The organism is Paucidesulfovibrio longus DSM 6739 (assembly GCF_000420485.1).
Classification (GTDB): Bacteria; Desulfobacterota; Desulfovibrionia; order Desulfovibrionales; family Desulfovibrionaceae; genus Paucidesulfovibrio; species Paucidesulfovibrio longus.
The window spans coordinates 91,561-103,774 of record NZ_ATVA01000002.1; the positions used below are offsets into that span (position 1 = coordinate 91,561).

At 63.0% G+C, this 12,214-nt stretch carries 10 protein-coding genes; 4 read left to right on the forward strand and 6 right to left on the reverse strand.

The window, feature by feature from the left end; translation table 11 throughout:
* Positions 1–10 precede the first annotated feature (10 nt).
* Together G452_RS0100905 and G452_RS0100910 are read right to left on the reverse strand one after the other, a co-directional pair.
* A complete protein-coding gene (locus G452_RS0100905) occupies positions 11–1,420 on the reverse strand; it encodes a sigma-54-dependent transcriptional regulator (protein WP_022660380.1) in 1,410 nt (469 codons plus the stop codon).
* The gene (locus tag G452_RS0100910; protein ID WP_022660381.1) at positions 1,421–3,814 is read right to left on the reverse strand and encodes a c-type heme family protein; all 2,394 of its coding nucleotides are present in this window, start codon (positions 3,812–3,814) and stop codon (positions 1,421–1,423) included.
* A 346-nt stretch (positions 3,815–4,160) separates the two neighbouring features.
* On the opposite strand from G452_RS0100910, the gene G452_RS0100915 reads away from it, so the two are divergent.
* The 3 genes from G452_RS0100915 to G452_RS17520 are packed head-to-tail and all read left to right on the forward strand — an operon-like array spanning position 4,161 to position 6,138.
* The gene (locus tag G452_RS0100915) at positions 4,161–5,597 is read left to right on the forward strand and encodes a putative sulfate exporter family transporter (RefSeq protein ID WP_022660382.1); all 1,437 of its coding nucleotides are present in this window, start codon (positions 4,161–4,163) and stop codon (positions 5,595–5,597) included.
* A gap of 39 nt (positions 5,598–5,636) precedes the next feature.
* A complete protein-coding gene (locus G452_RS21715) occupies positions 5,637–5,807 on the forward strand; it encodes a hypothetical protein (RefSeq protein WP_022660383.1) in 171 nt (56 codons plus the stop codon).
* Between the two features lie 55 nt (positions 5,808–5,862).
* A complete protein-coding gene (locus G452_RS17520; protein ID WP_022660384.1) occupies positions 5,863–6,138 on the forward strand; it encodes a hypothetical protein in 276 nt (91 codons plus the stop codon).
* Between the two features lie 146 nt (positions 6,139–6,284).
* On the opposite strand, the gene G452_RS0100930 is transcribed toward G452_RS17520, so the two are convergent.
* The 4 genes from G452_RS0100930 to G452_RS20310 all read right to left on the reverse strand — a co-directional run bounded on the left by G452_RS0100930 (position 6,285) and on the right by G452_RS20310 (position 11,881).
* Positions 6,285–7,082: a gamma-glutamyl-gamma-aminobutyrate hydrolase family protein gene (locus tag G452_RS0100930; protein WP_022660385.1), complete on the reverse strand. Its 798-nt coding sequence runs from the start codon at positions 7,080–7,082 to the stop codon at positions 6,285–6,287.
* Positions 7,079–8,059, reverse strand: a complete 981-nt coding sequence (locus tag G452_RS0100935; protein ID WP_051141957.1) for an amidoligase family protein — start codon at positions 8,057–8,059, stop codon at positions 7,079–7,081. The genes G452_RS0100930 and G452_RS0100935 overlap by 4 nt, the downstream gene beginning before the upstream one ends.
* Positions 8,060–8,318: 259 nt before the next feature.
* Positions 8,319–8,693 (reverse strand): hypothetical protein, encoded by a 375-nt coding sequence (locus G452_RS0100940; RefSeq protein WP_022660387.1) that lies wholly within the window; start codon positions 8,691–8,693, stop codon positions 8,319–8,321.
* 119 nt (positions 8,694–8,812) lie between these two features.
* A complete protein-coding gene (locus G452_RS20310; protein ID WP_022660388.1) occupies positions 8,813–11,881 on the reverse strand; it encodes a PAS domain S-box protein in 3,069 nt (1,022 codons plus the stop codon).
* A gap of 82 nt (positions 11,882–11,963) precedes the next feature.
* Here G452_RS20310 and G452_RS0100950 point away from each other — a divergent pair.
* Positions 11,964–12,214, forward strand: a 251-nt coding sequence (locus G452_RS0100950) for an IS3 family transposase (protein ID WP_022660389.1), incomplete at its 3' end; no start/stop codon positions are given.

A 12,214-nucleotide genomic window follows, 5' to 3' on the forward strand; every position in this document is an offset into this window, starting at 1 on the left:
CATGCGCGGCTCAGCCGCGCATCCGGCCGCCGCGCTTGATGATCTTTTGCAGGCTGACCCTTTCGATTCCGGAGAGGCGGGCGGCCTCGGAAATGTTCCCGCCGGTCCTGGCGAGAACATGCTCCACGTAGCAGCGTGTGAAGTTGGTGAGCACGGTGGATTTGGCTTCCTTGTAGGGCATCAGCTCTTCCGTGCCCGCTCCGGGAACGAAGACGCCGGGCTGGGTCTGCTGCGTCCTCGGCAGTCCGCCTTCGGCCTGGTGCAGGTGGATCGCCTCCACCTGCCGGCCAGGGCAGAAAACGGTCAGGCGGCGGACCGTGTTCTGCAACTCGCGCACGTTGCCCGGCCAGGGGCGTTCGCAGAGGCAGCGCAGCACCTCCGGCCCCAGCACCTTGGGCGAAAGGCGCATTTCCCGGCAGGTCTGCTCCAGGAAGTGTGCGGCCAGCAGCGGGATGTCCTCGCGATGGTCCCGCAAGGGCAGGGTCGTCACGGTGAGCACGTTCAGCCTGTAGAACAGATCCTCCCGGAACAGCCCCGCGGTGATGCGCTCTTCGAGATTCTGGTTGGTGGTGGCCAGGATGCGCACGTCGATCCTGGTGGTGCCGTTCGCCCCCACTGGCCGGACTTCGCGCTCCTGAAGCACGCGCAGGAGCTTGGTCTGCACGGACATGGGGATGTCGCCGATCTCGTCGAGCAGGATGCTGCCGCCTCCGGCGGCCACGAAGAGGCCCTGCCGGGCCTTTTCCGCTCCTGTGAAGGCGCCTTTGACGTGGCCGAAAAGCTCGCTTTCCAAGAGGTGTTCAGGGATTGCCGGGCAGTTCACCGTCACGAAAGGGCCTTTGGCGCGGTTGCTCAGACGGTGGATGGTGCCCGCCACCAGCTCCTTGCCCGTTCCGGACTCGCCGCGCACGAGCACCGTGTAGTCCGAAGCCGCCACCGCGGCGATGGATTCCTTGAGCTGGCGCATGGCCGGGGCGTCGCCCACCAGAGTGCGCGCGCCCTCCGCCCGGCGGGCCAGGTCGCGCAGGGCTTTGTTTTCGCCGAGCAGCCTGCCGTGTTCCAGCCCCTTGCGCACGGAGCGGAGCAGCTCCTCACGCTTCACGGGCTTGGTCAGAAAATCATAGGCTCCGCCCTTGAGCGCGGCCACGGCGGCCTCCACGCTGCCGTAGCCCGTGAGCAGGATCACTGTCAGGCCGGGCACGAGTTCCAGAGCCTGATGCAGCAGCTCCTGACCGTCCAGTCCGGGCATGCGCAGGTCCGTGAGCATGAGATCCGCTCCAGAAGTGGCCAGGATTTCGAGGGCCTCGGAGCCGTCGCCAGCCATGGCGATCTCCACGTTCGGAAAGCCCGAAACGACCAGCCGGGCCAGCCCCTGGGCGAAGTCCGGCTCGTCGTCAACGAGCAGGATGCGCTGGGTCATCTAGGTTCCCTCCGTGGCCAGAGGCAGGTGCACGCGGAACACCGCACCGCCGCCGGGCCTGTTTTTCACTTCGATGTCGCCGCCCAGGTCGCGCGTCAGCCCGTAGATAACGGCCAGGCCGAGGCCTGTGCCTTTGCCCACTTCCTTGGTGGTGAAGAACGGGTCGAACACGCGGTTCAGATGTTCCGGCAGGATGCCCGGACCGTTGTCCGTCACGCTGATGCAGGCGAAGCGGGAGTCGGCATCCACGCCCACGCAGACCTCCCCGGCGCGTCCCTCTTTTTCCTCCAGGCCGTGAACCGCGTCCAGGGCGTTCATCACCAGATTGGTCAGGATGTGTTCCAGGGCGTCCGCGCCGGCGCGAACGGGCGCGATGTCCGGAGCCGCTTCCAGGAAGAGCCGCGCCTTGCATGACCTGGCCTTGGGCTGCATGAGGTCCACGGTGGCGGCGGCCACGCCGGTCAGATCGCTGGGACCGGGCGAGGCGGGGCGGGGGCGGCTGAAGTCGAGCAGGTCGCGCACCACGCGCTGTGCCTGCTCGGTGTGGCGGATGATCACCGCGAGGTCGGACTGGGCCTGTCCGTCGCGCTGCGATGCGGCGAGCAGCTCGGCGTAGCAGAGGATCACGCCGAGAGGGTTGTTTATCTCGTGGGCCAGTCCGGTGGCGAGCTGCCCCACGGCCACGATGCGTTCGTTGCGCAGCATCTGGCCCTCCAGGCGGCGTTCCGTGGTGATTTCGCGCAGGGAAGCCACGTGGCGTCCGCCTCCGGGCTCCTTGAGACGATAGAGATGGGCCGCGAAAATGCGGCCATCCGGCAGTTCGAATTCGCCGCAACCCGTGTCGGCGGTGGCGGCGCGGACCTTCTTCAACAGAAATCCGAATCCTTGCCCGTTCAGGGTGGCGACCAGATCGCGGGCCGTGGTGTTGGCCAGCAGCACCGAGTCGCCCGTGTCCAGCAGCAGCAGCGGGTCGGCGATGCTCTCGAAGATGGAGGAAAGCATGGCGTTCTGGCTCAGAAGCCCGTCGAGCGCTTCCAGGTTCTCCATGGCGATGCCGAGCTGCTGGCCGATGGCGCGGGCCAGGTCCGCCAGGCGGTCGCTGCTCTCCTGGGCCTTGTCCCAGTAGAGGCAAAGCAGTCCCCGGCTGGTTCCCGACGTCTGCACCGGGATGTGCCAGGCCAGGGCGCTCATGCGCAGCTCGCCGCTGGTCACCAGGTCGTGCCAGTCCGGGGGGAGGTCCGGCTTGGCGGCGGAGTCGGGCCAGGAAACGAAATCCGAGGCGGCCAGGATGCAGATGTAGCACGCGCGCGCGGCGCCGAAGCGCCTGGCGATGAGTTCGAGCCCGGAACGCAGGAGTTCCTGCTTGTTCTGGCTTTCGTTCAGGCTGTTCAGCAGCGAGACGAACAGGGCCACATCCGCCCGGCGGTCGTCCGCCAGTCGGGTCAGGTCCACGGTGCGCTCGACGACCTTGTCTTCCAGGGTGGCGGCGTATTCCTTGAGGTCGACGCGCGCCTGGCGCAGGTGCTCGGCGAACGTCTCGAAACCGTGCAGGATGCCCTCGATCTCGTCGTTCCGGGGCAGGGCCTGCTCCGTCTGTTCAGGCTGCTTGGATGCCTCGTCCGGAAACAGGCGCTGCATGACTCCGGTGACTTGGCGCAGGCTGTGGACCACGAGCCGGTGGAAGAATCCCTGGATGACGAGGAAGAGCACGAGGATGCCGGAGGCGAACAAAAGCGCGAAGGAGAAGGTCGCGTCGCGGATGCCGCCCACGTCGCGCTGGACCTTGAGCCGGACCAGGTCGATGCCCGCCAGCTCGCCGACCTTGCGGCCGAAACCGCGCTCCGCCCCGTAGCGGGCGATGAGTTCGCGGGGAGCCTCTGCCGGGTCGCCGTGGCAGTGCATGCAGGAAGGTTCGTACCGCTGCACGTAAACGGTGATGAAGTTGCGCTCGCCGTTGACTTCAGCAAATAATTCCAGATGTTTCAGCTTCGGGTCGGCCCGGAAGCGCTCTATGAAGCCGCGCTCCATTCCGTTGGCCTCGAAGTCCGGATTGCGCGCGCCTTCCGCGACCCGGCGGTAGACGAAGCTCTCATGCGCGAGGTCCGGGTCGCTCATCACCGCGCGGGTGACATAGGAGGTGCTCATGGCCTCCAGCACGAACTGATCTCCGGGCAGAGTCTCGTACATGGTGGGCCGAAGCGTGTTGCGCACGTAGCGCTGCATGGCCTCCACGTTGGAGAGGATGAGCGAGGCCTTTTCGCGCGCTTCGCCTTCCATGAGCCGGCCGAGATGCAAATGCAGACTCAAGGCGAAGAAGGCCACGAGCGCCGTCATGAGCAGGACCAACCCGAAGAAGAACTTGCTCTGCAAACTGTGCGGCATGAGCCGATGCATGATAGCACCATCCCATTTTTGGGGCAGCATAAGCGGCGGAGCCGATGAAGGCAACGGCTGTTTGCATTGCTGCGTTCTCTCGGCAGCACGGTGCAGCCGCGCGGTAGCAGTTTGCGTTGACCGGCTAAAAAATAATCAAGTCATTTCAGCGTATTGAATTTTTTATAACAACTGGAATCCTTTTTGCTCAAGGAGGGTGCCGCGTTGGAGCGGGGGCGTCGTTCGGGAGCGCACGGGAGCGCGACGAGCCAAGACGCCCGGAGAGAGGAACGTGAGGGTGCGGCGCGCCAGGGGTGGCCGCCTGAAACATATCGTTGCACCCGGAAGAGACAGTGAGGAGGTTGGTATGGCTGAAAGACGATGGCTCACTGAGGACAAGCTCGCCCTGATCATGGGCATGATCCTCTTCTGCCTCGGGATGCTGAACTTCATCGGAGTGGATGTCCTGGGCTGGTGCGTCAACACCAAGATCTGGATGGATCCGGGCGCGATCTTCGTGCCTACGTCCGAGGTCTACAAAAACTTGCCCGGCTATGTCTCCCTGCTGATCACCTACGTGTTCATCACCGCGTTTTTGAGCGTGGGCGTTAAATTCCTGGGCGGCGACGTGATCAAGTTCGCCAAGTCCTTCACCGTCGTGTTTTTCGTCAGCATGGCCTGCTGGGCCGCCGGCCACTATGCCGTGATCGCGGCCACCCCGGACAAGCTGGAGCAGTTTCATCTGACCTGGGCCATGGGCCTCACCGGCGAGGCCGGCTTCATCGTGGCCCTGGTGCTCGGCATCCTGGTGGGCAACTTCATGCCCGGACTGTCCGAGGAATTGAAGGAGGCCCTGCGGCCCGAAATGTACATCAAGATCGCCATCGTCATCCTGGGCGCGGAACTCGGCGTGAAGGCCGTCGACGCCCTGGGTCTGGCCTCCGCGGTCATTTTCCGGGGACTTTGCGCCATTGTCGAAGCCTATCTGATCTACTGGGCGCTCGTGTATTACATCTCCCGCAAGTACTTCAAATTCAGCAAGGAATGGTCCGCGCCGCTCGCCTCCGGCATCTCCATCTGCGGCGTTTCCGCGGCCATCGCCACGGGCGGCTCCATCCGCGCCCGTCCCATCGTGCCCATCATGGTCTCCTCGCTGGTGGTCGTGTTCACCTGCATCGAGATGCTCGTGCTGCCCTTCGTGGCCCAGTGGTGGCTCAGCGGCGAGCCCATGGTCGCCGGCGCCTGGATGGGTCTGGCGGTCAAGTCCGACGGCGGGGCCGTGGCTTCCGGCGCCATCACCGACGCGCTGATCCGCGCCAAGGTTCTCGCCGACACGGGCGTGCAGTATCAGAGCGGCTGGATCACCATGGCCACCACGACCATCAAGATCTTCATCGATGTGTTCATCGGCATCTGGGCCTTCATCCTGGCCATGGTGTGGTGCACGTTCATCGACTGCAAGCCCGGACAGCGCATGAAGTTCTCCGAAGTGCTGGACCGCTTCCCCCGTTTCGTGGGCGGATACGTCATCACCTTCGTGATCATGCTGCTCATCTGCGCCCTGCACCCGGACATGGTCAAGATGGGCAAGGCCGTCATCGCCGGGACGGGCAAGTTCAGGGGCATCTTCTTCGTGCTCACCTTCTTCACCATCGGCGTGGTTTCGAACTTCAAGAAGCTCTGGGCGGAAGGCATCGGCAAGCTGGCGGCGGTCTATGTCGTCTGTCTGGCGGGCTTCATCATCTGGATCGGTCTGTTCATATCCTGGCTGTTCTTCCACGGCGTGACGCCGCCAGTGGTCTAGAAACGAAAGGCGTCGAATAAAACTCAAAGGAGAACAGGTATGCAGCTTGAAGAAAACAAGATCGCAGAAGAAATGGAAAAGATGGAGTATGAACCCCTTCTTCCCATCGAACTGAAGCTCATCCGCTGGAGCCTGGGCATCGGGATCGCCTCCCTGGTGCTGCTCTACTGGGTCAGCGCGACCTTCTTCCCCGCCTCCCACGGCGTATAGGACCACTCAAGACGTGCGCGGCGCTCCGGTGCCGCGCACGCCCGCGGAGGGAAAGATGGAACAGTGTGAATCGCTTTTGAGCAAGGTGGTGGGCATGGTGCGCGAGGACCAGCGGACGGTCCTGCGCCGGCGCATCGAGGAGGCCGTGATCGAAGAGGCCGGAGGCGAGGGACCGTGCGGCCCCAAGGCATACAGGTTTCTCAAGGATCTCGATATCTTCATAAACATGCCTGGACCGGATTTCATCTATTCGCGCGGCATCGCCGAGAGTCTGCGCGTGGGCGAGGACATCTTCGAACTGGCCTACGTCATCAAACGGGCCATGCAATAAGGTTTGGGATCGGATCAGTGCGGGTTCGGTCCCGCCGCATCGCTCTGTCGTCGGCAGCGGGCGGCTTATGACGATTCAAGCGGGACGGGCGCGGAAACGAGCGCCCGTCCCGCTTTCTTTCGGGATATGCCCTTGCGGGCCGCGTTTCAATATCCCCGGCATTCGCGGGCGGCCTTGACGAACGCCTTGAATATCTTCCGGTGCACGCGGTGTTGCAGCAGGAATTCGGGATGCCACTGCACGCCGACCACGAACGGCTCCTCCGTGGATTCCACGGCCTGGGTAATCCCTGCCTTGTCCCGCGCGCAGACCCGAAGGCCGCGCCCGGTCCGGTCGATGGCCTGGTGGTGGAGGGCGTTGACGCGCAGGGTTGTGGTCCCGAATATCCCGGCCAGCAGGGAGTCTTCGGCCAGATTCACGGTTTTCAGCGGGAGCACCGTGTGCGGCGGGGTCACGTCTTCGTAGAATTCCGCGATGTCCTGGTGCAGCGAGCCGCCCAGGGCCACGTTGATGAGCTGCATGCCCCGGCAGGTGCCGAGCAGAGGCAGCCCGGCCTCGCTGGCCCGGGCGATCAGCCCCAGCTCGAACTCGTCGCGCGCCGGGTCGGCCTCCGGAGTGCCGCGCACGCCGACGCCGCTCAGGGCCAGGCGCAGCAGGAAGATCAGCGCGGAAAGCAGCAGCCGCAGGAGATTTCCCCAGGACAGGCGCTTGCCTTCCCGGACCACTTGCTCTCCGAGCTTCGCCAGCTTGCCGTAGCGTTTGGGGTCGATATCCGAACCGCCGGAGAGCAGCAAGCCGTCGAAGGCGGCGTCGTCCGGCAGGGGCCGCGAGGTGGTCAGGCGGACGGCCCGGCCCCCGGCCAGAAAGATGCCCAGGCGGCAGAACGTCCACATGAACCAGCCGCCCTGTTCGGCCGTGCTTACGGCGATGACCGGGCGGCTCACGGGACGAGTCGCTTCCCCAGCCTGCGCAGCCAGTCCAGCGGGCTCTTCGGCCTTTGGGCGAATTCGCGGCATTGCCGGTCCAGTTCCTCGGAATCGGCGGCCAGCCGTTCGACCATGACCCAGCGGTTCCATTCCAGGGCCATGGACCAGTCCGCATCGTCGATGCGGCAGTCGGGCAGGCGGTAGTGATAGGTGGGCCTGGGTTTGACCAGATGGGGTTCCTCCACCTTGCCGAGGACCGTGTCGGGGTCCAGGTGGGCGAACAGGCAGGTCATGTCCAGGGGCCGGTTCCGGGTCGGGTTGTGTTCCAGATAGTCGGCCACGAGGGCGTCCATGTCCGGCGCGTAGTCCGGGTCGAGCACCAGCTCGCGGTAGCTGTCCGGAAAATTGTCGATGAAGGGGGCGATGCGCCTGGAGGGGTCCACGTCGATCTCGTCGCGGAGCCGCTTTTCCAGCAGCAGGAACGCCTGGATATGGGCGCGCACCGAGTCGGCTTCGAGCGAAGGGGCCTCCGGGTTGAGCTGCATGCCGAAGGCATAGAGGGGCGAGGCCCGCGTGCCCTTGGCTCCAAGCTCGCGCAGTATCCGTTCCAGCTCGTCCATTTCGTGCATGCGGTCCAGGGGCACGGGCGGCGAGACCAGCTCGAAGGGCACGGCCACGGAAGCCGTTTCCAGCAGGGCGCTCTCAACGGCTTTTTCGGATTCCTGATCCAGGGTGATGCCGATCTTTTGCAGAAAGTCGCGGTAGCGGCGTTTCTTGAGCAGGTCCGCGTCCACCTCCAGCTGGAAGTCGCCCAGCCGGGTGCCCGCGACCGTGTGCACGAAGGCGTTTTCGGACTCGACCTTCCCGCCCAGCTCTTCAGCGATCCGTTCGGCAAGGCGCTTCAGGTCCACGCCTGCGAACTCCAGCTCGAAGCCGACGCGGCGCGTCCGGCCCTGGTCCGTGGTCATTGCGATGGATTCGGTTTCGTAGTGCATATGATCCAGCCGCGAAGAGTGGTCAAGAACGCGGACGCCGCGGCGTTTCGCCCGCATATTCAAGATACATGCTTGCCTGCATGAGTCAACGCGCCTTGCGCCTGCGGGCGAACAGCCGCATCTGCCCGCGCACGCCGCAGACCTCGCAGGATGGACCCTGCCCGTGCGGGGCGATTTGCGGACAGGCCGCAACCGGACTGCCCCGACCATCGAAGGGACCGTGGCGGGGGGGGAATCCCCCCCCCCGCGGTGCGGCAGGTCATCTGCCGGGCGTGGGATAGATCTTCTGTTCGGTCTTGGCGGTGTTCTTTTCGAGACGGTGGTAGCGGTTCCAGGCGTTCGCGGACAAGCGGTCCAGAATGGAATCGAGATCGGAATCCCGCATCAATTCGCGCAGGCCCGCCCCTTCCATGAGCGAGTCCGAGAGCCGGTAGCCCTCGCCGCGCTCCAGGTCGAGCTGAATGTCCTGGATGTTGACTTCGGGGAGGTCGTCGCAGATATCCGTCAGCAGGTCGCGCACCATCTGGTAAAAGAACTTCTTCACGTCCTCGGTGGATTCGGCCTGGGCCATCATTTCCCGGAAACGGCTGCGAGCTGTCTGCTCCTGGGCGCTGAACGAAAGCTGATCAGTCATGTCTTCTCCTTGGTGGTTTGATGCCTGGGGCATCCAGTGAACCATCCCGCATCCTAGCATACGGAAGGAGCGTTGAACAATCCGAGGGGTGCCTTGACCGCCTCGTTTCTCCTCGCGGCTCAGGAAGGACGGTCCGAAGACGGACGCGCCTTGCTCAATGCGTCATGAAGTTCCCGCATGTCCACCGGTTTCGCCAGGTACCCGTTCATGCCGGCCGACAGGAATTTCTCCTTGTCGCCGGGCATGGCATGCGCTGTGAGAGCGATGATCGGGGTGCCGGCCGTGTCCGCGCCGGCCTCCCCCGCCCGGATGCGCCTGGTGGCCTCTACGCCGTCCATGACGGGCATCTGGATGTCCATGAGGATAAGATCGACTTTGTTGCTGGTCAGAAGATCCAGGGCTTCTCGCCCATCCACGGCAAAGAGCAGGGAATGGCCCTGTTTCTTCAGCATCCCTTCGAGCACTCGCGCGTTGAGGGATTCGTCCTCTGCGACAAGGATGCGCAGAGGCGCAGCCGCGAAGTGCGGATCGGCTTCCCGGCAGCGCCGTACCAGCGAAGCGTTTTTCTCTTTTGGAATTCCGACGGAGATGTCGAAAGACACTCTGGTTCCCTGCCCCGGAGTGCTTTCGAGCCGGACGCTTCCGTCCATGAGGTTGATGAGCCGCTTGACGATGGACAGTCCCAGTCCCGTCCCCTTGAATTTTTGCTTGTTGAAGCCTGCGGCCTGGGTGAACGGAGTGAACAGCGAGTCAAGCTGGTCAGGCTCGATTCCGATGCCCGTATCCGAGACGGTAACTCCGAGGCGCAGGCGGTCCGGCGCGATTCGCTCCAAAACGCGGACATTCGTGCATACGCTTCCATGTTCGGTGAATTTGACGGCGTTGCCGACCAGATTGAAGAGCACCTGTCGAATGCGGGCAACGTCGCCGAAAATCGTCTTCGGGGTTTCCGGAGCGATTCCATAGGAGACGTCCAGTCCCTTTTGGGCGCTCTGCAGGGCAAAGGTGTCGATGACGGATTTGAACAGGGAATCAATCTCGAAGAGTTCTTCTTCTATCGTGATCTTGCCTGCCTCGATCTTGGAAAAATCCAGGATGTCGTTGATGATGGTCAGCAGGTTTCGCGAGGAGCGAAGCGCCAGGTCGGCGTATTGCGCCGCTTCGGCTTCCAGGCCGCAGCCTTCGAGCAGTTGAAGCATGCCCATGACCCCGTTGAGAGGGGTGCGAATCTCGTGGCTCATGTTGGCGAGGAATTCGGACTTGGCGCGGTTGGCCGCTTCGGCAGCCGCCTGGGCCGTGACGAGTTTCTTTTCCAGCCTGCTGCGGGAGACCATTTCGCCGATGAGGCGGGCGGCGCGTTTCAGGTTCGCCTTGGTCTGATCGACGATGAACGCCGGGCGCGCTTCGTATTGGGACGCCTGGCGGCGAAGCTCCGCGACATCGACCTGGAAATCAGCGGCAAGCCGCTCCAGGGTCTCGTCGTCGGTGGGCGGGTTGCCGTAACCGATGTTGATGGCGCCGACGACTTCTTCCCCGGCGAAGATCGGCACTCCGTAGAGATGCAATCCGCCGACGCAGGAAATGTCCGTGGCCTGCCCGGTTTCCATGGCCGCTTTGGCCGAGTTGCTCCAGCAGTCATCATGGCACAGCCATTTGCCGCAATCCAACGCGCGCCGATTGTCCACGTCGCCGCATAGTTTGCGGGAGGCCGCATCCATGAACTGACACCAGCCCGAAGTGAACATCCCGAAGGCATAGTCGCCGTTCCTCTCGTATACGGCCACGGAGGTTTCCAAAAGCTCGATCGACTGGCTGGCGATGTCGTGCAGGGTTTCCTGCCCCACGCTCTCCATGATCACTCCGCAGGTGTTCAACTCGGTCACGTCGCCGTAAGGGGGAACGTACGCCGGGGCGATTTCCTGCTTGGGCTTCCTGGTCAACAGCCACTCGATGCGCTTGAGGGCTTTCTCCGCCTTCTGGCGCTCGGTGATGTCCAGAATCACCCCGGTGACCCGCAGGGGATTTCCGCTCTCATCGCGTTCGACCTTGGCTTTCGAAACAATCGTTTTCCTGGGCGAGCCGTCGGCAGGAAAGATGTCGAACTCAAGGTCATAGGGTTTGTCTTCGTTGATCAGATCCATGAGAGCCTGATTGACCCGTTTCTTTTCAGGAATGCAGGCTTCGATTTCCTCAATGGACAGCAGGTTGGAAGGGGGAGGCGTCATCCCGTAGATGCGAAAGCCCTGCTCCGAGCCCCAGATTTCGTTCGTGCGCATGTCGAACTCCCAGCAGCCGACCTTGGCCAAATGCTGGGCTTCTTGAAGGCGGGCTTCGCTTTTCCGGAGCTCCTCTTCAGTGCGCTTGCGGTCGGTGATGTCGGTGGTGACGACGCACACGCCCGAACCGTTGCCCTCGGCGTCCAGCAAGGGAGTCCGGATTCCGAGGTAATAGCGTTCCTGGCCCCCAACAGGCACCATGTCTTCCGTGATGAGGGGACGCTTTGTTTCAAGGATGCTCAGATCCTCGCTGCGGAAACGCTCGGCCAAGGCCTTTGGCAGGATGTCGAAGTCTGTCTTGCCTAAAAGGCTGTCGGTCTCGACGCCGATGAATCGGGCGAATGCCTTGTTGACAAAAACAAAGCGGCCCTGGAGGTCTTTGACCATGATGAAGGAATTGCTCGAATCCAAGACCGCCTGTTTGATCGCATCGCGCTCTCGCAAGGCGTCTTCGGACTTGATGCGCTGCGTCGCGTCGTGGACGATGGACAAGAGAAGCTTCCTTCCCTGATGGACCAGCGGTGAAATCAGCACTTCCACCCAGCGTTGCTCGCCGCGCGCTGTCCTGTGCGGGAAAACGAAGAAGTTTTCCCGCAGTTCCAGAGCGTTTCGGTGTTTCTGGGCGAGCTCGTCCTTCGGGAGCATGTTGATTTTTTCGATATGCAGGGTGGGAAAAACATCGCGGGCATAACCGTAAAATGTGGCGGCAGCATGGTTGGCGTCCACGATCATGCCCGATTCGGCTTCAATGAGGAGCATGGCCGCCGTGTGCCGCTCGAAAACAGAGAAGAAAAGGTCTTGCGATTCTTCGAATCGCGGCGGGCCTTGTTCAGGGGCGACAGCCTCGGCTGTCGTCGCCGCGAGCTTTTGACGCGCCTCCTTCAGCTCCTCAATGCGTTGCCCCTTGGTCATTCGGGTATCCTTCATGAGAAGTGGGTTCAGGAAACTGGACCAGTAGCTAAGGTGGACGTAAGAAGCCTGAAGGAGGCTTTTGATGTCCAAGCAGAGAAGAAAGTTCACCGCCGAATTCAAGACCCGAGTCGCCCTGGATGCCTTGTCCGGGGAACACACCCTGTCCGAACTCGCCAGCAAGTACGGCGTGCACCCCAATCAGGTTTCCCAGTGGAAGCAGCAGGCCAAGGAGCAGATCGCGGCTGGCTTTGCGGGCAAGGCCCAGAAAACCCAACAAAGCGATGAGGCGCGGATCAAGGAACTGCACGCCAAGATCGGCCAGCTTACGGTGGA

Excerpts from the sequence above, each read along its gene's own strand:
- G452_RS17520 (WP_022660384.1), top strand. The coding sequence starts at position 5,863 with ATGGAACAGTGTGAATCGCTTTTGAGCAAGGTGGTGGGCATGGTGCGC.
- G452_RS0100935 (WP_051141957.1), bottom strand. The coding sequence starts at position 8,059 with ATGCACTACGAAACCGAATCCATCGCAATGACCACGGACCAGGGCCGG.
- G452_RS20310 (WP_022660388.1), bottom strand. The coding sequence starts at position 11,881 with ATGACCAAGGGGCAACGCATTGAGGAGCTGAAGGAGGCGCGTCAAAAG.
- G452_RS0100915 (WP_022660382.1), top strand. The coding sequence starts at position 4,161 with ATGGCTGAAAGACGATGGCTCACTGAGGACAAGCTCGCCCTGATCATG.
- G452_RS21715 (WP_022660383.1), top strand. The coding sequence starts at position 5,637 with ATGCAGCTTGAAGAAAACAAGATCGCAGAAGAAATGGAAAAGATGGAG.
- G452_RS0100910 (WP_022660381.1), bottom strand. The coding sequence starts at position 3,814 with ATGCATCGGCTCATGCCGCACAGTTTGCAGAGCAAGTTCTTCTTCGGG.
- G452_RS0100940 (WP_022660387.1), bottom strand. The coding sequence starts at position 8,693 with ATGACTGATCAGCTTTCGTTCAGCGCCCAGGAGCAGACAGCTCGCAGC.
- G452_RS0100905 (WP_022660380.1), bottom strand. The coding sequence starts at position 1,420 with ATGACCCAGCGCATCCTGCTCGTTGACGACGAGCCGGACTTCGCCCAG.